Origin of the sequence: Ensifer sp. BR816 (assembly GCF_000378985.1) — a bacterium.
In the GTDB taxonomy this organism is placed as follows: domain Bacteria; phylum Pseudomonadota; class Alphaproteobacteria; order Rhizobiales; family Rhizobiaceae; genus Sinorhizobium.
This window is the reverse complement of sequence record NZ_KB905370.1, coordinates 2,423,226-2,446,289: the sequence shown is the minus strand read 5'-3', so window position 1 is coordinate 2,446,289 and position 23,064 is coordinate 2,423,226. Positions and strand designations below refer to the sequence as shown.

24 protein-coding genes and 1 tRNA gene are annotated in these 23,064 nt (G+C 58.3%); 13 read left to right on the top strand and 12 right to left on the bottom strand.

Features of this window, described 5'->3' with window-relative positions:
* The first annotated feature begins 19 nt into the window (after window positions 1–19).
* Window positions 20–544 carry a hypothetical protein gene (locus RHIBR816_RS0111840; protein ID WP_018236757.1) on the top strand — a complete coding sequence of 175 codons (525 nt, stop codon included), beginning with the start codon at window positions 20–22 and terminating at the stop codon, window positions 542–544.
* Here RHIBR816_RS0111840 and RHIBR816_RS0111835 read toward each other — a convergent pair.
* Together RHIBR816_RS0111835 and ligD are read right to left on the bottom strand one after the other, a co-directional pair.
* Window positions 495–2,756 (bottom strand): glycosyltransferase, encoded by a 2,262-nt coding sequence (locus RHIBR816_RS0111835; RefSeq protein ID WP_026186893.1) that lies wholly within the window; start codon window positions 2,754–2,756, stop codon window positions 495–497. The two genes, RHIBR816_RS0111840 and RHIBR816_RS0111835, sit on opposite strands and share 50 nt — an antisense overlap.
* Before the next feature lie 1,233 nt (window positions 2,757–3,989).
* Window positions 3,990–4,967: a non-homologous end-joining DNA ligase gene (gene ligD / locus RHIBR816_RS0111830; protein ID WP_084811055.1), complete on the bottom strand. Its 978-nt coding sequence runs from the start codon at window positions 4,965–4,967 to the stop codon at window positions 3,990–3,992.
* 140 nt (window positions 4,968–5,107) lie between these two features.
* Between ligD and RHIBR816_RS0111825 the strand changes: the two genes are divergently transcribed.
* Entirely contained in the window at window positions 5,108–5,413 is a 306-nt protein-coding gene (locus RHIBR816_RS0111825) for a hypothetical protein (protein ID WP_018236753.1), read from the top strand.
* A 4-nt stretch (window positions 5,414–5,417) separates the two neighbouring features.
* On the opposite strand, the gene RHIBR816_RS35870 is transcribed toward RHIBR816_RS0111825, so the two are convergent.
* Window positions 5,418–5,591 (bottom strand): DUF3606 domain-containing protein, encoded by a 174-nt coding sequence (locus RHIBR816_RS35870; protein WP_018236752.1) that lies wholly within the window; start codon window positions 5,589–5,591, stop codon window positions 5,418–5,420.
* 442 nt (window positions 5,592–6,033) lie between these two features.
* Between RHIBR816_RS35870 and RHIBR816_RS0111815 the strand changes: the two genes are divergently transcribed.
* The 3 genes from RHIBR816_RS0111815 to RHIBR816_RS0111795 all read left to right on the top strand — a co-directional run bounded on the left by RHIBR816_RS0111815 (window position 6,034) and on the right by RHIBR816_RS0111795 (window position 9,631).
* On the top strand, window positions 6,034–7,572 hold the full coding sequence (locus RHIBR816_RS0111815) for a M10 family metallopeptidase (RefSeq protein WP_018236751.1): 1,539 nt from the start codon (window positions 6,034–6,036) through the stop codon (window positions 7,570–7,572).
* A 704-nt stretch (window positions 7,573–8,276) separates the two neighbouring features.
* On the top strand, window positions 8,277–8,465 hold the full coding sequence (locus RHIBR816_RS0111805) for a hypothetical protein (protein ID WP_026186892.1): 189 nt from the start codon (window positions 8,277–8,279) through the stop codon (window positions 8,463–8,465).
* A 920-nt stretch (window positions 8,466–9,385) separates the two neighbouring features.
* Window positions 9,386–9,631, top strand: coding sequence for a membrane protein (locus tag RHIBR816_RS0111795; protein WP_018236747.1), 246 nt, complete (start codon window positions 9,386–9,388; stop codon window positions 9,629–9,631).
* A gap of 1 nt (window position 9,632) precedes the next feature.
* Here RHIBR816_RS0111795 and RHIBR816_RS38995 read toward each other — a convergent pair whose 3' ends face one another.
* The 4 genes from RHIBR816_RS38995 to RHIBR816_RS0111770 all read right to left on the bottom strand — a co-directional run bounded on the left by RHIBR816_RS38995 (window position 9,633) and on the right by RHIBR816_RS0111770 (window position 11,371).
* Entirely contained in the window at window positions 9,633–9,947 is a 315-nt protein-coding gene (locus RHIBR816_RS38995) for a class I SAM-dependent methyltransferase (RefSeq protein WP_157628157.1), read from the bottom strand.
* A gap of 320 nt (window positions 9,948–10,267) precedes the next feature.
* Window positions 10,268–10,738, bottom strand: a complete 471-nt coding sequence (locus RHIBR816_RS0111780) for a hypothetical protein (protein WP_018236745.1) — start codon at window positions 10,736–10,738, stop codon at window positions 10,268–10,270.
* Window positions 10,739–10,772: 34 nt separating this feature from the next.
* Window positions 10,773–11,066, bottom strand: coding sequence for a type II toxin-antitoxin system mRNA interferase toxin, RelE/StbE family (locus RHIBR816_RS0111775; protein ID WP_018236744.1), 294 nt, complete (start codon window positions 11,064–11,066; stop codon window positions 10,773–10,775).
* Window positions 11,063–11,371 (bottom strand): type II toxin-antitoxin system RelB/DinJ family antitoxin, encoded by a 309-nt coding sequence (locus RHIBR816_RS0111770; protein ID WP_018236743.1) that lies wholly within the window; start codon window positions 11,369–11,371, stop codon window positions 11,063–11,065. Before RHIBR816_RS0111770 ends, RHIBR816_RS0111775 begins: the two co-directional genes overlap by 4 nt.
* Window positions 11,372–11,641: 270 nt before the next feature.
* On the opposite strand from RHIBR816_RS0111770, the gene RHIBR816_RS0111765 reads away from it, so the two are divergent.
* The 3 genes from RHIBR816_RS0111765 to RHIBR816_RS0111755 all read left to right on the top strand — a co-directional run bounded on the left by RHIBR816_RS0111765 (window position 11,642) and on the right by RHIBR816_RS0111755 (window position 12,820).
* Window positions 11,642–12,307, top strand: a complete 666-nt coding sequence (locus RHIBR816_RS0111765) for a DUF433 domain-containing protein (RefSeq protein ID WP_018236742.1) — start codon at window positions 11,642–11,644, stop codon at window positions 12,305–12,307.
* A complete protein-coding gene (locus tag RHIBR816_RS0111760) occupies window positions 12,304–12,717 on the top strand; it encodes a DUF5615 family PIN-like protein (protein WP_018236741.1) in 414 nt (137 codons plus the stop codon). The genes RHIBR816_RS0111765 and RHIBR816_RS0111760 overlap by 4 nt, the downstream gene beginning before the upstream one ends.
* Before the next feature lie 26 nt (window positions 12,718–12,743).
* Window positions 12,744–12,820: transfer RNA gene (locus RHIBR816_RS0111755), tRNA-Ile, on the top strand.
* Window positions 12,821–13,158: 338 nt separating this feature from the next.
* Here RHIBR816_RS0111755 and RHIBR816_RS0111750 read toward each other — a convergent pair.
* Window positions 13,159–14,013 (bottom strand): DMT family transporter, encoded by an 855-nt coding sequence (locus RHIBR816_RS0111750; protein ID WP_018236740.1) that lies wholly within the window; start codon window positions 14,011–14,013, stop codon window positions 13,159–13,161.
* A gap of 204 nt (window positions 14,014–14,217) precedes the next feature.
* Between RHIBR816_RS0111750 and gcvA the strand changes: the two genes are divergently transcribed.
* Complete coding sequence (gcvA, locus tag RHIBR816_RS0111745) at window positions 14,218–15,126, top strand: transcriptional regulator GcvA (protein ID WP_018236739.1); 909 nt, start codon at window positions 14,218–14,220, stop codon at window positions 15,124–15,126.
* 509 nt (window positions 15,127–15,635) lie between these two features.
* Here the strand turns inward: gcvA and RHIBR816_RS0111740 are convergent.
* Window positions 15,636–15,968 (bottom strand): hypothetical protein, encoded by a 333-nt coding sequence (locus RHIBR816_RS0111740; RefSeq protein ID WP_018236738.1) that lies wholly within the window; start codon window positions 15,966–15,968, stop codon window positions 15,636–15,638.
* Between the two features lie 302 nt (window positions 15,969–16,270).
* On the bottom strand, window positions 16,271–16,516 hold the full coding sequence (locus RHIBR816_RS0111730) for a hypothetical protein (protein ID WP_018236736.1): 246 nt from the start codon (window positions 16,514–16,516) through the stop codon (window positions 16,271–16,273).
* A gap of 139 nt (window positions 16,517–16,655) precedes the next feature.
* Between RHIBR816_RS0111730 and RHIBR816_RS35860 the strand changes: the two genes are divergently transcribed.
* The 4 genes from RHIBR816_RS35860 to RHIBR816_RS37920 all read left to right on the top strand — a co-directional run bounded on the left by RHIBR816_RS35860 (window position 16,656) and on the right by RHIBR816_RS37920 (window position 21,911).
* Window positions 16,656–16,823: a hypothetical protein gene (locus tag RHIBR816_RS35860; RefSeq protein WP_018236735.1), complete on the top strand. Its 168-nt coding sequence runs from the start codon at window positions 16,656–16,658 to the stop codon at window positions 16,821–16,823.
* Between the two features lie 1,123 nt (window positions 16,824–17,946).
* Window positions 17,947–18,702 (top strand): DUF2726 domain-containing protein, encoded by a 756-nt coding sequence (locus RHIBR816_RS37925; RefSeq protein WP_018236734.1) that lies wholly within the window; start codon window positions 17,947–17,949, stop codon window positions 18,700–18,702.
* 110 nt (window positions 18,703–18,812) lie between these two features.
* Window positions 18,813–19,721, top strand: coding sequence for a hypothetical protein (locus RHIBR816_RS0111715; RefSeq protein WP_018236733.1), 909 nt, complete (start codon window positions 18,813–18,815; stop codon window positions 19,719–19,721).
* Between the two features lie 285 nt (window positions 19,722–20,006).
* Window positions 20,007–21,911: an adenylate/guanylate cyclase domain-containing protein gene (locus RHIBR816_RS37920; protein WP_018236732.1), complete on the top strand. Its 1,905-nt coding sequence runs from the start codon at window positions 20,007–20,009 to the stop codon at window positions 21,909–21,911.
* A 70-nt stretch (window positions 21,912–21,981) separates the two neighbouring features.
* On the opposite strand, the gene RHIBR816_RS0111705 is transcribed toward RHIBR816_RS37920, so the two are convergent.
* Together RHIBR816_RS0111705 and RHIBR816_RS0111700 are read right to left on the bottom strand one after the other, a co-directional pair.
* The gene (locus RHIBR816_RS0111705; protein ID WP_018236731.1) at window positions 21,982–22,404 is read right to left on the bottom strand and encodes a type II toxin-antitoxin system VapC family toxin; all 423 of its coding nucleotides are present in this window, start codon (window positions 22,402–22,404) and stop codon (window positions 21,982–21,984) included.
* A complete protein-coding gene (locus RHIBR816_RS0111700; RefSeq protein ID WP_018236730.1) occupies window positions 22,401–22,655 on the bottom strand; it encodes a type II toxin-antitoxin system Phd/YefM family antitoxin in 255 nt (84 codons plus the stop codon). Before RHIBR816_RS0111700 ends, RHIBR816_RS0111705 begins: the two co-directional genes overlap by 4 nt.
* Between the last annotated feature and the right edge of the window lie 409 nt (window positions 22,656–23,064).

Below are 23,064 nucleotides of genomic sequence, written 5' to 3'. Positions count from 1 at the left end.
GGGTTTAGGAAGCACAGGAGTGGCCGTGCGGTGGATTATCGACAGAGCCGGCTCGTACTTTTCGTTGAGCAGGCCCAACAGAATTGTGAGCGCCAACGATTCTGTTGAGGAAGAGAGGAGCCTGAATTATCTCTTCCAGGACCCCACGCTCGAGGCAAATCCCAGAAGCTTGATCTCCGTCTTGGGCACAATGCCCGCCAATCTTGTCGAGATTCTTGACACGACGGTAAAAGCTTGCAGAGGCAACACCGAATTTCCAATTGTGGTACTGTCAGAATTGCGGGTGGATTTGATTGCTGCCCATTCCGCTCCGTTGGAATTCCTTCCCACGCATCGGCACCTACCATCAGTGCCACCGGAAAACTATGGCCGATACATTCGCCAGCGCTGGGCACTGATCCTGGCGAAATGGGACATTTCCAACGAAATTGCACTGTCGTCGAGCATCGATGAGTTTCTTACCGATCAGATCGGCGAAAACATCGTCCAACAGCTCACGTGCGAGCAATCGAGGCATGCAAAGGGCGGTCAGCGCGAATACTAAAAACAAGCTGCTCGATCAACTTCGCGGCGATGGCAGCACCATTGACGAAACTCAAGCGCGCTGACCGCCGCCGGACCTCGGCCCGAAAGTCATCGGAAAGCGCCAGGTCGAGGATTGTCTCTACGCGGTTCAACTCGGAGTATCGCAGACATAGGCCTAATCCCGCCGACTGGGCATAAACAGCGCGAAGATGCTGATCGTCCATTTCCGGCGCTTCATTGGGCACGAAAATCGAGGGGATTCCCCCAAAGACGCTTTCATGGAAGCTGTTGTATCCAGCGTTGGTCACCAGAAGATCGATCGCACTGAAACAGTCAGTCAGGGGATAAAGGCTTCTGCGTGGAACCACCGATCCACCATCGTCGGAAGGCCTGGCAAGGGGATTGAGGATCTGGACCGTTTGGATATCCCGTCTTGCCAATCGGGCGAGAAGGAGTTCGGGCAGGCCTGCAAAGTCGAAATTGCGCTGTGAGCCCAATTGTACTGCGACAGTGAAGCGGTCTGAATTGACGCCTAGTTTGGCGGCAGCTTCGCTCCGGGGCAAGCCCGCGCCCGGCTCCAAAAGAAGCAAAGGCGGAACGGCAACCGCACCTGGCAAATCGCGGGTCGGCCCGTGGTCCTCGTCATGGGCAAATTCGCCTGGCTCTATGACCATGTCGAACACGTCCTGGGAGTCCGGACTGAACTCATGATCAACGCGCCACAAGGCCCTACGTATCCAGATCCAGGACACATCACGACGGCTCTCAGCGACGGCAATTAATCCTGGAAATGGCCTATTGCCATCAAACACCACAGCTGAAACATCAAAGGCCTCCACGGCGCTCAGCAACTCTTGCACGTACGCCCTGTTCCAGCTTTCGTCCGTAACCCCCATCGCGAGGCCGCAGGGGATATAGTCTACCGCGTGACCTCGCGCAAAGACCAGGGCGGCTCCGGCCGATCTCGTAAAGAAGATAGGATCCACGTCATCAGACAAACGCTCAGCGATAGCCATCAGACGCGTGATGTGTCCTAGCCCGACCCCGTTTGTGGCCACGAAAAGAACCCGTCGCCTCGGACCTATCCGCCGGGGGGGTAAACGGACCGGTCTGTCATCTGCAGTATTTCTCTCTGAGTAAGGACTGCCCGTAGCTTGACTGCGTTTCAGGACCGGAGCCGTTGGCAGTTCCAGATCATCGTAAAGGCGTGCCATCCTTTGCGGATACTGATCGATCGCAAATTTTCTCCGGACGAGTTCTCGCGCGGCATTTGATTGTTGGACATAAGCTGAAGGCGAACCGATGAATCGCTCGATGACGTTTCCCGTTTCCGCAACATTGCAATAGGCGGCGCCATCTTCGAAAAGGCTCTCAAATGAGGGATCAAGCACTGTCACCAGACCGCTGGCCAGTGCTTCCGCGACACAAATGCCAAACGCCTCCACCCAATGCCTGCTGTGAAAATAGACGTAAAAATCCAGGCGCCTGAGAAAGTCGGGCACATCGTTTTCTGAGAAAGCAAGAATTTCCCAGTTCGAGCCTATCCAGTTCCGAAGCGCGTCCGGAACACCGCCCAGGACTTTAATGCTGAAATCATCCCGTTCCGGATAGGCTGCCCGCAAGTCATCCACACAATCAGGCCATTTCAGAGGGTTCTCCCTCGTGTGCCGTCCCAAATTAACGCGGTCTTTTGGAGCATCTCTCTGATGTTGGGGCCATTCGGCGAGGTCGACCATGTTCCATAAATCGTGCCGCAGAAGTGTGGGCCCTCTCGTGCCGAGTCCTTCGAACTGAGATCTGACTTTCGGACCAACAGGAGCAAAGGTGACCGGAACGCCGAAGAGGCGATCCAAAACACGCTCCACAACTGCGAGCTCATATTGCTGAATACGTTGACCGTCGAAAAGCGGATGATGAACCACACACACGACACGGCGAGGCCGTAAACGTACCGGCGAACGCGGCATTCGTTCAAAGACGGCAGGATGATGCGCCAGAAGAATGTCGCAGGTCGCCTCTTCCGATCCGGTCAGCCAAACAGTATTCGACTGGTCGATCACGGCCGCCAAGCGATTTTCGAAGACGCCAACGGGAGACTGCTGATGTCCTAGAAATGGCAGCAAACCACAGCTCAACCCCCAAAGTTTCGCTGCCTTTAATTCGGCTCTTAATGCGCTCGACGTCCCGCCCTGAAATCGTGGGTCAGCAGCATGAACAACATCAAAGTGCATCAGCCAACCTAGAGGATGTTTCCAACTCCGAGAAAATCATGCGGTCCCCCGTTTGCCGCTCGCAGCTCTCACGGAATTCGCAACCCGTGAGAACATCCTTGCCCAAGAGCTAGTAAGCTGTTCGTCCGGACCAGGCTCGCCGATACTTAACCGGCAAATTTCGTACGGCGACAGGTTGCTTTTGAACCGTTGTCTTCATCCTGCTCACGGCCGAGCCCGCGTAGCAACTGCGAGGATACCTCGCGAGGAAAGCCCTGTATGATTCGCGTGTATTGAGCCTTTGTGCACGGCTCCAGTCCGCAGATTCGGCGGCACTCGGAGGGGTGTTCTGACAGTTGCTTGCCTCGGGGGTCGGAGGTGCAGGAAACCGGAAGGATGGCACGCACGCCGTCAAAAAGACCGACAGGAGGACGGAAACACGTTTCAACAACACGAGACGTCTCCTTCCGATAATAGTAAATCTTACAGGTGCTAAAACTTGAAGATCGATAGTATAGAAAATGCATTCGGATAACAAGCGCCAAATCGTAAGTAATGCCACGATAGACGTCCTTACGTTGGCTGAGCATAGCGCAGATCAACCCCAGCTCGCTCCCTGACTCCGGCAAGGTTATCCCGCTCCGGTATAAAGCGTCGCAATTCGAATTGTAGCAGTAAAGAATTCACCGGAAGTTCATGTTCCCACTCCACGTTCTGGACGCGATCGCTACGATTTATGCCTTGGAGTCCCGTTGGCGGCATTTTGCAGCTCATATCGTGCCACCCCAGAGTGCTGAAACGTCACACGCAAGCGTTGCTGGCCAACATAACTCGACTCTGCCGCCTAGCATGTATTGTGGCGAGCTCAATATCGAAGTGCGTTGCGAACCCCACGACGTGGTCTGGTACGGGCATACGAGAATTGCCGAAGCAGACCCCAGCCCGTGATCGTTGAAGAGATTAAGCGCGTTTAGAATGGCGCGGAAATCTTTGTGATGAAGGCAGGCCTCCGACGGCGATTTCGATCTACACTGAGGTCCCAGCGCGGCTGGCAACTACTGGGCGAGCCGAACTCTTCGAAGCACGTTTCAGCCACGACGCGGAGCTCGAGCTCGAAGTTCCCGACGATACATTTTGCGATCTTCTGTAACGGGCGTTGCGTCAATCCCTTGTGAGCTTGATCCCTCGCCGAGTGAATAGAGTATTGACAGAGCCAGCCGCTCCTTTGATGCCAGCGCATGATCGCGTAGCAGGTTAGCCGAGCTCATATATCGTCCCCTCATCCGCCCTCTCCCTGATCCCCTTGAACGACGGATGCCTGAGCTTTCCCTCGTCCGTCCAGGCGCGGTATTCGATCTCAGCGACGAGCACTGGCTCCGTGAACACGGCGCCCCTGCGCTTCAGGTGAACGGCCGGCGAGTCCGTCGCGATCCGCTCGAGGAGTTCGCGCAAGTTGGTGGCTTGTTGGCGAGTCCATCCGGTTCCGCAGCCGCCAACATAGACGAGCTGACCGCCTCCCCGTGCAGCCAGCAGCAGTCGGGCGATCGCACCAGGACCGGTCGACGGTTCAAAACCGACGATCACAAAGCTGTCTCGCCGCGTGCAGGTGATCTTGAGCCAGTCGGGACGACGGCCGGAGCGGTAGGGGCGCTCACGGTGTTTTGCGACGATGCCCTCGATCCCGTGAGCGCAGGCGACGCGCAGCAGCTCATCACCGTCCGCGGACACCTCCTCCGAGAGGCGAATTGCGCCTCCCCGGTCGACGGACACGACCTGCTCCAGCAGGCGCCGCCGTTCCCGTTGAGGCATAAGGCGCAGGTCGCAACCATCGAGATATAGGAGATCGAAAGCAAAGAGAATGATTTCGCCGGGTTCGTGGGAGGCGGGTCGCCGGCCGAGCGCGCGCTGCAGCATGCCGAAGTCGGAGCGGCCCTCATCGTCGAGCACGACCGCCTCGCCGTCGAGGATGGCAGACTGTACTCCAAGCTGTGCCGCCGCGGCCGCTATCGGGGGAAAGCGATCCGTCCAGTCGTAGCCGCCGCGCGTGATGATCCGCACGCGACTGGACTCGATGTGTACGGCAAGCCGGTAGCCGTCCCATTTCACCTCAAATGCCCACTCAAGCCCGATAGGAGGCTTGTCGACGAGCGTAGCCAAACACGGATCTACGCGTGCCGGCATAGGATCCGGCGGAGGCATCTCGGGCGGCTTTTTCGACGATGCTCTGGCCATGCGCTCATTAACGCACAGCTTCGACAAACCGTCGCATTGACTGTTCGGATGAGGAGAACATATTCAGAACGCGAAGGCGAAGCGGCGCGCCATTCAGGACATGCGGGATATCGACAACCTCGAAGCGAGGAGGATCACGCATGCCTGAGAAGCTCAAAACACTGGCAGAGTTCACCCTGCCGCACATGGTCCTGAGCTGTTCTCAATGCGGGCGCCGCGGCCGCTACAACGTCGCTCGGCTGATTGAAAAGCACGGCGCCGGCATGCCGATCCGCGACTTTATCAACCTGATGGGCCGGCGCTGCGATCGCCGGATGCAGCTGAGAGAGCACCAGAGATGCGGGCTCGGCTGCGATGCCCTGGTCTATATGTTCATGCCAAAACCAGCCGCCGAGGGTTATGCCGAAAAACTTCAACAGGAACACACCGCGAAACCACCCGCCTGACCCGCTACTTCTTGCCGAGGTACTCCATCACCTTTTCCCGGCTCGGACCGGCGGCGCGGATCGCCTCCAGCGCCTTCTGCCGTGTGACCTTAGCTGCTTTGACGATATAGGCGACTTCGTGCTCCTGCGTCGATGCGAGCTTGCGGTCGCGACCCTGCTTCTTCGGATTGTCTGCCATGCTCTCCTCCATTCATGATCGAAGGATAGGAGCCGTTCGAAGTAAGGCAAGAGCATTTGGCGTGGCAATTCCAGGTGCTTGGCAAGGCGCGAACTGAGCGGGCGAAGCGCAAGCGATCTTGCTGGAATGAGCCACCTCTTGGCACAGTCTAGTCCACCGGGTCTAATGGACAGTCCGCGTAGCTGCCGTTAAAACCCGCAATCGTTGGCGGTGGTGGTGCAGCCGGAAAACTCCGCTACGATCCTATCGAGGCAGATGGACAGCAGATTGATAGCGTAAGCCGCGCGCTGATCAGCAAATCAGCGCGACGGTCCGCTTCGTTCCAATTTGGCTGAACTCGTTATGACGTTCGAAGGAACTCAGAGCCTATCATCGCCGGCACGGGTCCGCGTTTTCTAAGTGCGAGGCAAATGGCCCCGCGCTTTTGTGATGGGAATTTGGCATGAGCGGTACGGGCAAAACCGGGAAGACCTTGAACACGACCGGCAACAGTCTGATTGATGGCGTACTTTCGGGTTATGCTTGGACCGGGACGATCACCTATGCCTTTCCGACAGCGAAGAGCAGCTACAGCTATAGCGGTGAGAAGGATAACGGCTTTGCCGCGGTCTCACAGGCGCAGATAAACGCCGCGCTCTTCGCGATGGAGCAAACCTTCGGCTCGGCCGCCAATGACGGCTTCTCCGTCGAGGGCTTCACCAATGCCGACTTCACCTACGGAAGCGCAGCCAGCGCGACAATCCGGTTTGCGCAGTCGACCCTGCCCTCGACCGCCTGGGCGTATCTGCCGGGCGCCTATGCCGAAGCCGGCGACATCTGGTTTGGCAAGACCTATGCCGGCACCATCTACGACTACAGCAAGCCGGTTGCCGGAAATTATGCCTGGCACACGCTCATGCACGAACTCGGCCATGCGCTTGGCCTGAAGCACGGGCATGAACAAGAGGGAGCCTTCCAGCCTCTGCCTGCCCAGTACGATTCGATCGAATATTCGATCATGACCTATAGCGGCTATGTTGGAGCAGGCGAGGGTTACTACTACGAACAATACGGCGCGCCGCAAACGTTCATGATGGCCGACATCGCTGCGCTGCAGGAAATGTACGGCGCCGATTTCAGCACCAACAGCGGCGACACGGTCTATAAGTGGACGCCCAATAGCGGCGCGACGCTCGTCAATGGCGCAGTCGGCATAGCACCAGGCGCCAATCGCGTCTTCGCCACGATCTGGGATGGCGGCGGCAGCGATACCTACGACCTCTCGGCCTATACAACGGGCCTCAAGATCGACCTGCGTCCAGGCAAGGCCTCGACCTTCAGCATCGACCAGCTTGCCTGGCTCGGTGGCGGTTCCAACAACGGCTTTGCCGCCGGCAACATTTTCAATGCGCTGCTCTATCACGGCGATACGCGCTCGCTGATCGAGAACGTCAAAGGAGGTTCGGCCGGCGACACGATCACTGGCAACCAGGCGGCCAACAAGCTCTATGGCTATGCCGGCAACGACACGATGAACGGCGACTTGGGCAACGATACGCTCTACGGCGGCGGCGGATCGGATAGGCTCTATGGCAGCAGCGGCAACGACGCCCTAGTGGGAGAAGCGGGCAACGACGCACTCTATGGCGGGACTGGGGCGGACAGGCTCTATGGCGGCGCTGGTGCCGACACCTTCTCGTTCAGGACGTTGGCGGAAAGCACGGTCGCCTCATCTGGCCGCGATACTATCTATGATTTCGTCGCCTCGCAATCCGACAAGATCGATCTCTGCGCTATCGATGCCAACACGACGGCGGCCGGCAATCAGGCTTTCCTCTTTGTCGGCACCGCCGCGTTCAAAGGCAACATGGGCGAACTGCGCTACGACCTCGCTTCCTCCGGCACCTATATCTACGGCGACGTGAACGGTGACAAAGCTGTCGACTTTGCCCTCCGTCTCGACGATGCCGTCACCCTTCAGAAGGGCTACTTCGTGCTATAGACGGCCGGTGGCGAAAGTGCATGTTGTTCGCCACCTGACGGGGCCGAGCGGAGCAATCACCGCTCCACTGCGCCGCCGCTTGCAGCCAAAAGCCTGGCAATCTTCCGCTCCAGACGCTGCTGGTTTTCCTTTCAGGTCGAGGATGATGTCGCGCTGGCTGTAGACGCTCCCTTGCGCCTGCTTTACCTCATCGATCTGCCGTTGATGGGGCGGCCGGTCCTGCTCGCAACAGGATCGCCCGGCCGCTAGTCGTTACTGCGGGTTCTTCGGCGCGAAATAGGTCAGCAGGCCGATCGTGAGCGCGTAGAGCGCCAGATAGCCATAGAGCGCCACCAGCAGCTGCGGCAATGGCTTTCGACATGTTCATGATGATTTCCTTATTCCGATGCCTTGGGTTTACGCAGGCGAACGAGACGGTTGCATAGGCCGTGGCGGCCAGTGCGAGCGCATTGGCCGCGGTGACGCTACCCGGGTCGGCGCAGATGACCCGCACGCCGTCGTGGACTCCCACGTGTCGACCTGAGCTTTCTGACTGTGGTTGAATACTGCAAGGGCATTGGCCGATCTCCGGATGTCGGAGTGCTGGGACGAAGAAAGCCCCCTCACCTACGCGGCGGGGGAGGCGACGCCAATGCGTTGATTTGGCGGCTGTAGTTCGATTCATGCTATTCTCAAGGTCCGGCTACATTAGAGAGGTCGAACCCATGTGGCTCGAATTGCACGACAGCAACGGACCGATATTCATCAACATGGACACTGTTACCCACTTCCAGCGAATAGAAGGGCAGCGGCGCACTACCCTGTTTACCTTCGCGCCTAATAGCGGGACCTGCGTGACGCTTCAGGTTCACGAGGCACCCGACGAGATCATGGAAATGCTTTTGGAAGAGTAACGCAGGTCTGGCAGGTGGAACTTTAGTCCTTTTCTTCCATCCCCTCGGAGCCGTCCGAGGCCGATCGTGTGGCGCTCAAAAATCTGGCGCAGGATTTCGTGCTGAGGCGTCAGCGGTAGAAATTTCTCGTTCGCCATTGAGGTTGCAGAGCGGGACTCGGCTCTATGGCCTTCGCCCCCGCAGTCGAGGTTCGGCCGTGAGTCCTACGTGACGGGCAGAACGGACATCCATTGTAACACAGGGAACGATGACATTAGTCTGCGGCGGCTCGCGGCGGCGAAACGACTGCCCGCGTAAAGAAAAGGAGGGCGGCTATTGCAGCCACTGCAGCGCAGCGGGCAACATTCGTTTGGGCGGCGGCGAACTTGGTTGTACGCGCTTCAAAACCTGTTCAACCAGCTAAGCGCGCCACGGACGGCTACTCTGTGGCCGAGGGACGGATGGCAGGGGTTAGCGCCAGCACATACTTCAGCCAAAATGCTAGTCATCGCGATAGGAATACAGTTTCAGGAGCCTTAGTTTACGCAAGGTGTCGACACGCCCGGCCTTCGTTGTTGGACTGTGATGATGAACATTCGTGCTCGTAGAACGTTTCTCTTTCGAGTGAACGATGGAGGAAATGCAGTGAGTGCCGACCAACGTATCATCTTCTCGATTGCGCTTACTGCGGTGATCGCTATGGTCGCGGCGACCATGATCGGCATCCTCCTGGCCTGATATTCCTCGAGCAACGCCAGCTAGGATGAGCTGTCGTGAACGGTCCTACAGACGAACCCAAGCCTTCTCGGAATCCCCGGCATCTTCTTTTCCCTCGAGGACAGCGCGACAATTGGGGATGGCGAGGAGAACGGCATCGACAACCTGTAATCCGGAACCTCCTCGCCCGTTGACGGTTCCTCCTTCCCAGCAGGAGAAACAATATGGCCAAAGACGAACTGAGCGCCGGCTTCACCGGGACCCCGACCGAACCGCCCACCGGTGTCCGAAAGGTAGCGAAGACAGCCACGGACGCAGTGAGCCGCGAAGCAACCGCTGTGGTGGTCGGCGCCGCGGATCACCCATACACAGCAACCGGCTTGGCGCTCACAGTCGGCGCCCTCGCCTTCGCAATCGGCTTTGTTGTGGGTCGGTCGTCGGGCGACAGCGGGCGGAGGTACTGGCGTTAGATTACCGACCAGACGCGCTGCTGGTATGGGCGCAGGTGGTGACCGCGCCGGGCATTAGCAAGTCGGGGAAGAACTGCAATCCCTGTTGGCAAACGACAACATCGAAATGCTCTCCCTTGCGGAGAGGCAGGGCGCTCGCGTCGCCTTCACGCCAGTCGATGTTCGGAGTAATAGCGTGCGCCACAGCGAGCATGTCGGCACTGACGTCGACGCCGACGATACTTCCGCCGTCGCCAAGCCGTTCCTTTGCTACGCGCGCAACGATCCCGGTTCCGCAAGCAATGTCGAGGATGCGGTCGCCTTTCGATAATTTCACCTCATCGAGGGTGATTTCGGCAAATGGGCGAAAAGGGGGGCGACGAGCCAGGTCTCGTACATCTCAGGAAAGCTTGCCTTGTTGATAGCATGGCTGGGCAGACGCATTGGCGCCCTCATTTAATCTTCCGAGTTTTGATCCTGCGCCAGACGCCGGCTCTGAGCAAGCCAGAGCCGATGAGAGGAGCCGCTGCAAGGCTATCCGAGACAACTTTTCGCGCCCGCCGCGCTGGATCAGCAGCTTTGGAACAACCTGTCTGGGTGGGTCGACCGAAAGATCGCGGAAGTCTCGTCGCGAGGACTTGATCGCAGATAATGGCCTTAAAAGCGCTCACCACGCGGCAGGTGTTGCTCGCTGACTAACCGGGGATCGGCCCGGAGCATTTGGGAGTACCCGCTGGCACAGAACGCGATCTTGCTGCCCGAAGGCGAGTTCAAGCTGATCGTCCAACGCCAAAACTCGAAAGGTCGCACCAAACGCTCCCGAGTTACCCTAGCGATCGAGAGTTCACTTAACGCGGTCCGCCCCTCGCTGTCGCCGTGATCTATGGACAGTTGCAGATCAGCGACGTCGTGGAACATCAGCGTGGCTGGCGCCACGCGGAAGCGAGCCTCCCCGGGAGCTTCACAAAGCCACTCGACGATGAAGTCGATGTCGAACACCAAGTCGCTGCGCCAATCTTGCCTTTCCGGATCGCCAATATCGAACCGTATCCCGTAGATGAGATTGTCGTGCCATCGCCAGACGAGATCGTCGTCGCGTGTGCCATCATCCTCAGCGTCAGTTACCATCAGAGCAGTCCTCCCGGTGAGACAGCGGCCGCGTCTACTTGTCGTCAAGCTCGTCGGGCCACATCTGGGCGCCATGCAACACACGCAGAATACGAACCCTGTCCGCCATCACCACATAGGCAGCAATGTAAGGCGTGCGCGGGATGACAAGCTCACGCGTTCCGGCAACCCGGCCAGGCCGACCACTTTCGGGAAAGTCGAGAAGGCGACGTGCTGCGTGGGCGATCTCCTCGTCGACACGGATTGCCGCCTTCGGATTCTCGCTTTCAATGTGACTGAAGATGGTGTCCCGATCGTCAAGGGCGTACTGTGCCCAGACAAGCCTCATCGGTCACCCGCCACGGCCTTGTGCAAGGCCGCCGCCCGGCGCTCGCGAAAGTGCGCATCGGCATCAGCATCATCGACGTCGGATCGGGTGTCCGAGAGCGCCTGCAATACCTTGGCGCGGAACCAGGCATCATAGGCCTCACTATGGCTGACAAGTTCCAGCGGCAGGGCGCCTTCATTCGCCGTCCGGGTTAATAGGATTCGAACGGCATCAGAGACCGTCAAGCCCATGCTTTCTAGGACCGCCGTGGCGCGTTCTTTGACGTCGGCATCTATCCGAGTCTGGACCAGTGCATTTGAAACCATTTGCGAGTCTCCCTTCTCTGAGCGTCAGTGTAATGCACCTGAATGACAAATTCCAGAGTTACTCCGAAGTCTCGTCCGAACAGACTCGCATTCGACGCGTCGACCAACCGCAGTTCCCGACGATACATTATGCGATCCCAGACGCACAAAACGGGAACAGAGCGCCTCCTGAAGGCAGGCCCTCGTCTCTAGCTAGGCTCGGAATTCCTTGACAAGGCCTTGATATCATCGTTCGCGAGTTATATATTCCGACGTATCGGAAGATTTAATATGGAGGCTCACATGCCCGCAGTTGCGGAAATGCTGAAGGCGAGCGAGGCCGCCGTTGTCTCACGCGTGAGCCTACGCGACATCAATCGCGTCATCGATGAGCACATTCTGCCAGACGCCTTCGTCTCGCTCGACAATGGCCGTCACGTCCTGGCGGGGGCCTGTTCACTCATCGCCTTCTATTTTGAGAGCGCGCGCCGCCTCACGTCGGAGGAGCGACTGTTTGCTATCCGCACCGCAGAGGCCCGACTGGCAAAAGCGCGCACACTCCCCTGGGCGGCACTGTTGCGCGAGGACTGGACCGTGCACCACGAGTTTCTGACGATCGATCTTATGCCCTTTATGAGAGGCGCGAGCGAACGGCTGGACGACCTTGCCGCAGCGCGAGAGATCGTCACAGCCTCACCCGACATTCTTGGCGGTACGCCTGTCATCCGCGGCACCCGCGTTCCGGTCTATGATGTTGGCGCATCCGTAGCTGCTGGTCATGCGGTTGAGCGCATCCTGGAAGCCTGGCCTAGCCTGGACGCGGAGACGATAAGGCTCGCCTCTATCTACGCGGAAGCGAACCCCTTGCGCGGCCGGCCCCGCGTCTCCGGCGACATTCCCGGAGGCTCGGTCATCATCACGGATCGTCGCGTCCCCCGTCGCAGGAAGACGGGATGAAGTTTCTGATCGATGAGTGCCTCAGTCCTCAACTGGCAAAAATGGCAATCGAAAAGGGCCATGGCGAAACAAGCCATGTCGTCTGGATGAAAATGGGCGGCCTGAAGGACTGGGAGCTCAAGCCGATCATTCTTGAAGGCGACTGGACGTTTGTCACGAAGAACTCCGTCGATTTCCGGGGACCAAAAGACAAACCAGGCACCAAGGGACAATATGCCGACGTGGCCATCCATGCCGGGCTGATCTGCCTTAACGGCCCACCCGGCATGGACCTCGACATGCAGTCTGAGTTGTTTGAGCAGGCATTGATCGAGCTCGACAATGACGATGATCTTATCAATCGGGTGTTGGAGATTTCCCTCGAAGACGAAGACCTGCGCGTGCTTCGCTACGCTCTGCCGAAAGAATAGTTGCTGTCCCGGAAAACTCTCTGCTAGGGCCTGTAGCTCAATCGTTAGAGCCAGTCGGCTCATAACCAATTGGTTGCAGGCTCGAATCCTGCCGGGCCCACCATATCACCACAACGACGGCCTGATGCTGCCAAGCGGGCCCCAAGTTCTTCACATCACTTATCTTTCGATCCTAATGTCGCTCATGAGATGAACTGCTGAAGCACAGGATGGGAACAGCGGCCTGCGGCAAGACGGTGCAAGCCGCTGTCGGACGCTTAGGTCGCGAGGCAGGCCTCCCGCCGCGTTTCCGACCAGGCCTTATTTTTCCTGTGGTGCTGATGGAGACCCGAGGCGGCGAAAGCGGCCTTCACCGCATAAAAAAAGACCCGCCGAGGGCGGGTCAAATCGCTCGGGGAGTAACCGAGCGGGGGAATTCACGCTTAGCGGACGTCGGCGCTGCTAGCAGCTTGCTCGCTTTCCGGAAGCGGCCAGTCCCAGCCCGGCAAGAACGAGTCCCACCCCAGCTGCGAACATCAGACCCAATTTGTCACCGAAGAGAAACGCGCTGGCGCTGATCCCGAACACGGGTTGCAGATATTGGACGCTCGCCGCAACACGGGCCGGGACGACTTTCAAAATATAGAGCCATAGGATCAGCCCGGCCACGGTGACAACCACGCCGAGATAGGCGATGGCCGCAAGCGCCTCGACGGTTATATCGACGGTGTGTTGCGTCATCTCCCAGCCAGCGAGCGGTATCACCGTCAAAAGCCCAACGAGCATGTTCCATGCCGCTACCGGCATTAGGCCGTACTCCGCTGTCAGCTCCGCACTCCAGATGTAGTAGATTGCGATGCCGACCGCCGAGAGCAGCATCAACAAGACCCCGGAAGCCGTCGACCTCGACATGTCGTCAACGCCCGGTCCGCTTCCAACGGCCACCAGGGCAATACCGAAGAATGCAATCAAGAGGCCGCTCCATTGCAGCGGTGTCACCGTTTGCTTGAAGCGGATTGCCGCCAGGATGACCATGAACAACGGGATGGTCGCCGAGAGGATCGTAGCCACCGATGCCGATGTGCCTTGCACGCCGAACGACTGGGCGACATTGCCCAAAGTGATACCCATGACACCCAGGCCGACAATTCCGGGAATTGCCCTTTTGGGAATCCGGAGTTCGCGTCTTGCCAGGAACATCATGAGCGGCACGGCGACGATGAAGCGCAGCGCGGTGAAGGTCATCGGAGGAATGCAGCCCAGGCCCAACTTGGTGATCGGGATCGACAGCCCCCACATCAGGGCCAGCAGCAACATGGCACCCAAGCTCTTCGGCGAGAGCGAACTTGCTGGACCGAGCGGTGCAGGCATGACGACTGAATCAACGGAAGTGTTGGACATCTTTGACAGCTTTTCGCATTGGCGTGTGCGTGAGAGTGTGCCATCCATAAGCTGCGCGACACCCGCGCGACAAACCATTTGTTCTCACAGGATGTGTGATGTGGCATCACGTATGAACGCATGACCGACCATCTTCCGCCCCTGCAGACATTGCGGGCCTTCGAGGCAACCGGTCGACGCTTGAGCATGACGCTTGCAGCGCAGGAGCTTCATCTCACCCACGGGGCGGTGAGCCGACAGATAAAGGCACTCGAAGACCATCTGGGCGTGCCGCTATTCCGCCGCCTAACGCGAAGGATTGAACTGACTGACGCGGGTCATTCCTATTTCAGCACCGTGACGCGTCTCCTGTCGGAACTGCAGCGAGAATCCGCGGAGCTACGCCGCAAGAGCGACGCATCTCGCCTCGTTGTGAACTGCAGCGTCTCCTTTGCCAGCAAATGGCTGACACCCCGACTGCATCGCCTGATGGCCGATATGCCTGAACTCGACGTTCATCTCGAGGTCACCGATGCAGCCGTCGACTTCGCTGCCAGTCATGTCGACGTAGCCTTGCGTTATGGTGACGGCCGCTATCCTCATGCGGCGGCGGAGCGCATCATGAACGAAACGGTTTCGCCCGTATGCTCCTTGGAGTACCGCGAGAAGATGGGCGGGATTGATGTTCCGCGCGACCTGCTCAAGTGCCAACTCATTCATGAGATCGGAATGAACACCACCTGGGAGCGATGGTTCGCAATGATGGACCTGCCGTATCCAGGCACGCGGGGACCCGGATACAGTCATGGAAGCATGTCGATTGAGGCCGCCATTCGAGGGGCGGGCGTTGCCCTCGGGCGTAGCGTCCTTGTTGCCGAAGACCTTGCCGCTGACAGGCTGGTGTCACTGTTTTCCGACGCAACCCTTGAGGTCGAGTGGGGTTACGATCTGCTCTACCGCGTCGGCAATCAGGACCACCCGAAGATCCGAGCGTTTCGGAATTGGATGCTGAAAGAGGTGCGCGAATTCATGCGCACCATACAGACCTGAGCCAAAGTTCAGTGCACATTGCCTACTAGGTTACGGCCGGGATGCGGCGCCAAATAGCACCTTCCAGTCGATACATTATGCGATCTTCGAAGCACATAAAGAGAACTTCCGGAGATCAAAGCTGCTACAGCACGCGAGCAATCAGCGAAAGAAGTTGGCAACTGAAGCCTTAGAAAGCGCCGCTGCTGTTGAAGTCGGAAGCCGCTCCTTCGGGGTATCATGCGCCTGCAACGAAGGGCAAGAAAGCTAAGGCACGCGCATAATCGCAGAGGGCGGTTTTTAGTCACTTCGACGCACGGTGGCGGCGTAGGCACCCAAACTGGTACCGTGGCCACTGATCACCACGCGCATCCCGGGTGCTAGGTTCTTCCTGAGTTCATTTGGCACGCGGCAGAGACTTCTGGCACCAGATTACCCAAGGGCTGCCGTACCGTGTTTTCCTGGTTCACTCATTTGCCTTCAATGCTCGCGACATTATTCCCATCGACGCCCGAATTGGGCGGCGCCCCTCACTCACGCCGATCTGTACTATCAGGACGACCAGCCGTCGTGGCCTCTTGGAGCTCCTTCCACAGCAGATAATAAAATGGGTTGCCGGTCTTCTCCCAATGCTCCGGACCTGAGGCGTTGAACAACAGCGCGGACCCGAAGGATAGGAAGATCGAAAAGAAGATGAAGATCAAGGCGAAGACATTTGCAATAAATGCCGGTGCGAGGAGTGCTGTAATCGCGACGTTTTTCCCGGGGATCATCTCTTGGGCCACAGCACCTGACAACCAAAGTGCCGCGAAGGTCAAAATCAGGATAGGCGCTGCCCAGAGCGTTTGCTTTTTTGTCAGCATGGCACACTACCACCTGTTGGCGTCGCGTTGGCGTTCATCTACCGCTCGGCGCATAGCCTCCTCGCGCCCACATTCGTATTTCTCCATGTGGCAGCCGATCAACGACTGCCGGCGACCTTCATCCATGGTGGCAAAGACGTTTCTGAATTGGCATTCGACGGGCGATTTAGCTTTCGACAATCCGCTGCGGCCAATGAGCCTTGCGGCCGAGAGATACGTCAGCAATCCAACGAAGATCCCAACAGCGAGAGCGAAAGCCGTTCCTTGGTCAAGGAAGTCACCGAGGAGAGCCATAAACTACCTCAATCTCGAACGAAGCGCACTTTGTCGTGTCCCGCCAGCAGGAAGCTCCTATAGCCCGCCTCGCGTGCAGCCTTGTTTCCAGGACGGGATTGTGCAGGTTTGTTAGCATTCGCCCAGAACTGCGGGCGTCTGGCACTCGCCGGCAACGCAGCGCCGATGAGAGCTTCGATCTCCTTGAAGGTCAAGATGATCACAGAAAGACCCGATCTAGCCAGCCTGTAGGTAAGCCCCTCGTATTTCGACATCTGTTCCTCCTCGTTTTGTTCTAAGGATGGCGGATAGTGCAATGAAATCAAATACTCCATTTGGGCGGTGGCGCTAATCCTTGACTGCAACCATTGCTGTGAGACCCTTCTAGCTTCTGGTTGTAGTGCGTAGGAAACAATGACCTTCGACGATGACGTTGAGTTGGCGCTCGCGGCAGCCTGCGAGGAACTGCAGATGACGCGAGACGAGCTTATCCGCCTAATCATGCGCGAGTGGCTGGAGGGATACGGTTTTCTGCCCGTCCATGAATTGGACGAGGGCAGCGAAACGGAGGGGAGTGCGTAGGTGAGCGGTTTCACTGACGAAGAGCGAGCAGCCGAGATGAAGCGCCGTGACGATGCCATTAAACTGCGACACGCCCGAGACGCAGCTTGGCGTCATTCCTGGCTGCCGAGGGCAGACACAAGATGCCTCCACTGTGGCAATCCGATGAGTTCATGGGAGGCCACGGACCCCGAAATTCCCTTGTGCGACATCTGCCTCTGACGATGCGTACCCATTTCCATACGGGCGCACTGCTGGTGGGCCTTTGCGCCATCCTTTCGGGATGTTCGGACTTGGAGTGCTATCCTCCGATGCCGCCGCTGCTCCATGATTTACCGGCCTCGGGAGGCTGGTGGACCAACGGGTGCCCCCCTCCTCAGGGCCGGTTCTCTCGCCACTATAGCAGTGACAACGAAGCCATTTCGCCGAAGCTTACAAAACGAATCCGAGCGCGGTTCCCACTGGGGAGCGATGCGGGCGCTTTGGAGCGATACCTGCAGGGAGAGGGATTCCGGATCTCCTCGCCTTGTGGTGAGAGTGCTCCGAAAGTTCGGCTAGCTCAGTTTCGCCAGGAACCTTGCCTATATCCAATGGATGCCAAAATAGCTTGGGAGCGGGCGGAGGACGGAACATTGGGCTGGGTCAAAGGTAGCGTCTTCTACAAATAGCGGCATGGTCCGTGCCCCTCATCATGCTGCCGATCGCTCCTGCCGGTCTCGTCTTCGCCGCATGCATAAACCGCTGATAGGCGTAGCACGTGGCAGAGCTACCAGTTCAAACACCGTCGCAACATCCACCCGCTCCCCGAGCCCTTGAAACCGATAGGCACGGGGACTTCACGGAAGATATTTTTGCCGCCCTTGAATGGAGGCGTCTGCGCCTCCGGCAGGACCAGCAACTGCGGGAGTGGGCAGGCGTTCGAAAAGCGCTGCTGAGGATTTGTTCTGCCGGGACGGACTGCGGGTGGCGGCGATCGGTGAACGATTCCGGACCGGTATCACACCAAAGCCGTCTCAGATTTCTAGCCGCCGCTTTGAAAATTCCGTTGCTCGTAGCCACCGCGCGCCGGATTAACTCTTTTGTGTAGCTTTTGGTGGTGCGGCCACACGGTTACGATCTTCGCGCGAAATGCGGAGATGGAGGCATGCAGTATCGCCAAAGGTCGGTCCTTTTCACGGCACCGGGACTGATTATTGGAGCGCTCGCGGTGGGTGCTGCCGGCCCCGACGGCATGACCGTAGGCGACCTCCTTGCCGACCTTCAGGAACTGACCGAGAAGCCCCACCTTCTGATCGCCATTCTGTTTGTCGGCACCTTCGCTGGCATAACCGTTGAGCAATTCCTGTCCAGGATGCGAAGGGACGCATGGCGGGCGAGGAACCGCTCACGCTGGGAGAAGAAAAGTGCTGGAGCGAGCATTGTTTCTGGGCCTTGGCCTTCCAACACTGCTCTGGAGACATCGAAACAACGCGACGCTGCCGACCAGTTGCGGATCGTCATGAGCTCGAATTTCACAATTCAGCCGCTCCTCAACAAGAGCGAAGCGAGGTTATTCAAGGAACTCGACCGCATCGTGATCGGCTGCAATCCTGCCTGGCAGGTAATGGCCCAGGTTTCGTTGGGCGAGATCCTCCGCAGCAAGGATGCAGAGGCCTATCGTTGCATTAACTCGAAGCGGGTCGACCTTCTCCTGGTGGACGGTGACTGCCAGCCCCGGTATGCGATCGAATACCAGGGCGGGGCGCATCACCAAGGCGCCGCGGCCGCGCGCGATGCTGTCAAGAAAGAGGCACTCCGGCGCGCCGGGATCGGCTACTACGAGGTCGTTGCTGGCCAAACAACTCCGCCAGAGCTTAGGCGGTTGGTTGAGAAGTTGGTGGACAAGCCGAATGTCAATTAGCGCCTTGCCTCAGTCGACTGATTCTGCGCATCACCGGCCTACCTGCACCGAAGCAGGCACGGCCGCCCGCACAGGCAGCCTGCCCGACGGGTGATCACAGGGGGAGTAGAATGATGCCTGAATGGCCGGCTGCTTCAGATAGCACCGTAGATTTCGCGGCAGTTCGCCAAAACCTGTTTCCGGCAAGTCACGCAGCGATCAGCGACTGGCTTGCATTCCCCTGGCATCGTGACCGCAACAACCGAATCCAAGCGCACAAGGCGCATTCCTCGCAAGCGATCGCCATTGATGTGTTCGGCACGCTCAAGATGAGCATCGATCGCGACCGCGTCCTCGACGCCATTGCGCGGCATGTCGGCGTGACACCCGGCGGTCCCTGGTCCTTAACCCTTGAGTGGACAGATGCCGAACGGCTCTTGGGAGAGACCCGGCCAACACAAGTCGATGCCCTTGCGGTTGGTTCAGATGCGGTACTGGTCATCGAATGCAAATTTACTGAACCGGGAGGGAAATGCAGTCAAACCGCCGCGTCACGCACCAGGGAGCCCCAGTGCAATGGGAGCTACACCGAGCAGCTCAATCCGGCCAACGGCGTCCGCTCGCGCTGCACCCTCACGGGCAAGGGAATTCGCTACTGGGATTACATCCCTCAGGTTTTCGCCATGGACCCGGCCGCCGATCATGCGCCCTGCCCTTTCGCCGGCGACGGCTGTCAATGGATGCGCAACGCGGTTTTGGCGGCAGCAATTGGCACGCACCGCAACCTCCACACCGCCGCAGTTGCCGCCTTTGCCGACCATCCAAGTTTTCCGACGGCTCGGAAGGCAAAACTGGGGCTGTTCGATGTCAGGTTGAGCGGCCAGGCCGCAATCACGCCGATCTCCTACCAGGAGATCATCGACATCGCTCGCCAAGTGGGTCTGGATCAGCAGCTTTGGACCGATCTTTCTGAGTGGGTCGACCAAAAAATCACTAGTGTCGCATCGCGGTCGTCTGAGACTGTCGTCGTCACCGGCTAGCAGACGCAGCGATTTGCTTCACTCCTCATTTTTTGCGGATTTTCACACGACCCTGCTGCGTGCCCGCATCCGGTTCCGGACGATGCATATGCTTTCAGAGCCCGGGGGAGCATAAGCGGCCAGTGGGCAGTTCCCAGTCACCGGCTACTGCCGAAGCCTGTCGCTGGGCTTCGAGCACGGGATGCCACTCGTGAAGTTCATTCCAGACGTTCGCCCCAATAGACACCGCAACTGGCCGCCCCTACTATCCTCGCATAGAGGTCGCCAAAAAAACGCCGGGAGAACATGGCTGAGGAGAGCGTTCAACGCCGTCTGGCCGCCGTACTGGCCGCCGATGTGGTCGGTTACAGCCGGATGATGGAGCTAGATGAATCTGGGACGCTTGAGCGGCTCCAGAGCAATCGGCAGACGTGTCTGCTCCCCCTGGTTCAGAAACACAGTGGCCGCGTCGTCAAGCTTATGGGTGATGGCTCGCTCGTGGAGTTCCCAAGCGTAGTAGCAGCCGTCAGTTGTGCCTTGGAAATCCAGCATGATGTCGAAGCAAGCGACCTGGACTTACCGGAAGCGCAGAGAATCCGCTATCGGATCGGCGTCAACCTCGGCGATCTCATAGTTGAGGGGGACGACCTCTACGGGGAGGGCGTCAATGTGGCGGCTCGATTGCAAACGTTGGCCAAGCCGGGAGGTGTTGCGATCTCGCAGACCGTCCACGATCATGTTGCAGGACGGCTCCCGGTGGTGTTCGAGGATTTTGGCGACCACATCGTCAAGAACAACGAACGGCCCATTCGGGTGTTTGGCGTCAGACTTAATGAGGCGAGCCGCGCTCCAAAAAGGTTGGACGTCGCGGGCGTGAAGGCGGAGACGCGACCCACGGTTTGCATACTACCCTTTGTCAATATGAGCGGTGACCCGGAGCAGGACTATTTCAGCGACGGTATCACCGAAGACATCATCATCGATCTATCGAAGGTTTCCGCACTCTCGGTCACTGCTCGCAACACTGCCTTCACCTTCAAGGGCAGGGCCGTAGACGTCTCTCAAGTAGCCCGTCAGCTGAGGGTCAGCCATGTTGTCGAAGGCAGCGTGCGCAAGGCCGCCGGCCGGGTGCGTATTGCGGCTCAGTTGATCGACGGCGCAAGGGGCGACCATGTCTGGGCCGAGCGCTACGACCGCGAGCTGAGCGACATCTTCGCGCTGCAGGATGAGATCTCGACGGCGATCGTCGAGGCGTTGAAGGTCAAGCTCTTGCCGACTGAACGCCGGGCAATCGAGAACCGCTCGACCCATAACCCTGAGGCCTACCAACTCTACCTGCTAAGCCGCAACTACCTGCAACATGACATAAGGCACGTGGAGATCGCGCTGCGGATTTGTCAGCGTGCAGTGGAGATTGATCCCAACTATGCTCGCGCCTGGGCGATGATCGCCCATTGCCAGGCCGAGCTCTATTTTGGCGGAAGATCGGACGAACGGGGCATGTCAGCCGCCGAAAAGGCGCAGTCACTGGATCCGACTTTGGCGGAAGCTCACGCAGCCAAGGGACGAATTCTGGCAGACCTCGGCCGTTATGATGAAGCTCTTGCCTTGCACAGAGAGTCGTTGCGCCTCGACCCGAATTCTTACGACGTCCAACACGGTTTTGGCCGGACTTGTATACGCCTTGGCCGTCATGCAGAGGCAATCGAACATTTCGAGCGAGCAGCCGAGCTTCTCGAAACCGACTACGTCTCTCCAGGTTTTGTGGCTCAAAGCTACGAAGCGCTTGGCAGGCACGGGGAAAGCATCTCCGCCGCACGTCGCGCGCTGGAGCGTGCAGAAAGGGAGGTCGCGTTGCGGCCCGACAACTCGCATGCGGTGGTGTGTGGCGCCCTCGCATTGGCTCATCTCGGAGAGTTCGAGCGCGCGAAAGAATGGGGCATGCGAGCACGTATCGTCATGGACCCGGACGACACACTGGACCGCTACAATCTGGCTTGCGCCGCGGCAAGAATGGGCGACTCCGATGAGGCTCTCGCCCTGTTGGAAGCTTGCATTCCCAAGATGACCGCCGAACTTGTCGAGTGGATGACGAACGACAGTGACCTGGCGCCACTGCATGCTGATCCGCGGTACCAGGCGCTAATCGAATTGAAAGCAAGGACCGAGAATGCCGAGGCTAGCGTAGCAACCAACAATCCTCCGCCTTGAACGGATTCGTTCCGGCGACCCAGCAATCGAGCTCGCCGGAACCGCCTGTATTCGGGTAGAACTGAAACGGTCAGCCTTGCCAGGGATCGACAATAACGACGCCGGTGCCTTCGAAGTCTCTGGTGTTTCGTGTCACAACGATCATGTCGTGAACCAGAGCCGTCGCCGCAATCAGCGCGTCGGCCTCATTACGCCGGTCGGGAATGTGCAGGTGAGCGCAACGTGTCGCAATTGCATCGTCAACCGGCAGAATACGGCCGGCAAATTCCGGACGCACATGACTGTCGAGCCAAGAACGCAACCGCGCGCCTTGTGCGGCGTCTCGGCGCTGGACCCCGAGTACGCCCCGCTCCAGTTCGAGAATTGTGATGGCCGAAAGGAAGAAGCGCGACGCATCTTCCGCTCCGATCCATGCGACGACATTAGCATCGGCTTTGCCGTCACCGATTTTGCGCAGTTCGGAAACAACGTTGGTATCGAGCAGGTATCTCAAGACAAGTCCACTTCGCGCGGACTGATTTCAACGCGCTGCGGCTCGAAATCGATCCCCGAGAGGCCAGGCATGGCGAGAGCCTCGACAAGACTGCGGTGCTTGCCGGTCAAGCGCTCAAATTCATTGTAGGTCATGAGCACATGGGAAGGCTTGCCGCGATCCGTGATGATGACCGGGCCGCTTTTTGCCGCCTTCTTGGCGCTACTCACGTCGTGGTTCAGCTCTCGGCTGGACAGGGTCGTAATACCCACGGCTCACCTCCATGTAGGTAGTTACCTACATATAACATCAAAGAAAGAAATAACAAGTCAAACAGTCGAAAGCCCCAGCGGGCGCATCAGAGGTGTCCGGCAAATTCGCTGAATTTGCACGCTGGCGAAACGGATAGTCGCGAATCGGGCATTCAAAACGCAGATAAAAATTCGCGTGGGATGCTCGACGGCATCGCTTTGTTTTCTATGCAAAACTTCTGCGGCTTCCGTTGTACACATGGTTCTGAAACACCCGAATCTGATAAAAGGGGGATAAAACGAGGACCGGCAATGCCGATTCACGATCCCTGCGCACTTCTAAACCGAAGAACGCACCGAAGGCGCATGGTTGGAATTCAAGGTCAATAACAAGGATCCACGCGAGATCGTGAAGACAATGCGGCGCTTC

Bases quoted from the DNA above. Each gene is read 5' to 3' on its own strand.
- RHIBR816_RS0111835 (WP_026186893.1), bottom strand. From the start codon at position 2,756: ATGCACTTTGATGTTGTTCATGCTGCTGACCCACGATTTCAGGGCGGG.
- ligD (WP_084811055.1), bottom strand. From the start codon at position 4,967: ATGGCCAGAGCATCGTCGAAAAAGCCGCCCGAGATGCCTCCGCCGGAT.
- RHIBR816_RS0111825 (WP_018236753.1), top strand. From the start codon at position 5,108: ATGCCTGAGAAGCTCAAAACACTGGCAGAGTTCACCCTGCCGCACATG.
- RHIBR816_RS35870 (WP_018236752.1), bottom strand. From the start codon at position 5,591: ATGGCAGACAATCCGAAGAAGCAGGGTCGCGACCGCAAGCTCGCATCG.
- RHIBR816_RS0111815 (WP_018236751.1), top strand. From the start codon at position 6,034: ATGAGCGGTACGGGCAAAACCGGGAAGACCTTGAACACGACCGGCAAC.
- RHIBR816_RS0111805 (WP_026186892.1), top strand. From the start codon at position 8,277: ATGTGGCTCGAATTGCACGACAGCAACGGACCGATATTCATCAACATG.
- RHIBR816_RS0111795 (WP_018236747.1), top strand. From the start codon at position 9,386: ATGGCCAAAGACGAACTGAGCGCCGGCTTCACCGGGACCCCGACCGAA.
- RHIBR816_RS0111780 (WP_018236745.1), bottom strand. From the start codon at position 10,738: ATGGTAACTGACGCTGAGGATGATGGCACACGCGACGACGATCTCGTC.
- RHIBR816_RS0111775 (WP_018236744.1), bottom strand. From the start codon at position 11,066: ATGAGGCTTGTCTGGGCACAGTACGCCCTTGACGATCGGGACACCATC.
- RHIBR816_RS0111770 (WP_018236743.1), bottom strand. From the start codon at position 11,371: ATGGTTTCAAATGCACTGGTCCAGACTCGGATAGATGCCGACGTCAAA.
- RHIBR816_RS0111765 (WP_018236742.1), top strand. From the start codon at position 11,642: ATGGAGGCTCACATGCCCGCAGTTGCGGAAATGCTGAAGGCGAGCGAG.
- RHIBR816_RS0111760 (WP_018236741.1), top strand. From the start codon at position 12,304: ATGAAGTTTCTGATCGATGAGTGCCTCAGTCCTCAACTGGCAAAAATG.
- RHIBR816_RS0111750 (WP_018236740.1), bottom strand. From the start codon at position 14,013: ATGTTGCTGCTGGCCCTGATGTGGGGGCTGTCGATCCCGATCACCAAG.
- gcvA (WP_018236739.1), top strand. From the start codon at position 14,218: ATGACCGACCATCTTCCGCCCCTGCAGACATTGCGGGCCTTCGAGGCA.
- RHIBR816_RS0111740 (WP_018236738.1), bottom strand. From the start codon at position 15,968: ATGCTGACAAAAAAGCAAACGCTCTGGGCAGCGCCTATCCTGATTTTG.
- RHIBR816_RS0111730 (WP_018236736.1), bottom strand. From the start codon at position 16,516: ATGTCGAAATACGAGGGGCTTACCTACAGGCTGGCTAGATCGGGTCTT.
- RHIBR816_RS35860 (WP_018236735.1), top strand. From the start codon at position 16,656: ATGACCTTCGACGATGACGTTGAGTTGGCGCTCGCGGCAGCCTGCGAG.
- RHIBR816_RS37925 (WP_018236734.1), top strand. From the start codon at position 17,947: ATGCAGTATCGCCAAAGGTCGGTCCTTTTCACGGCACCGGGACTGATT.
- RHIBR816_RS0111715 (WP_018236733.1), top strand. From the start codon at position 18,813: ATGATGCCTGAATGGCCGGCTGCTTCAGATAGCACCGTAGATTTCGCG.
- RHIBR816_RS37920 (WP_018236732.1), top strand. From the start codon at position 20,007: ATGGCTGAGGAGAGCGTTCAACGCCGTCTGGCCGCCGTACTGGCCGCC.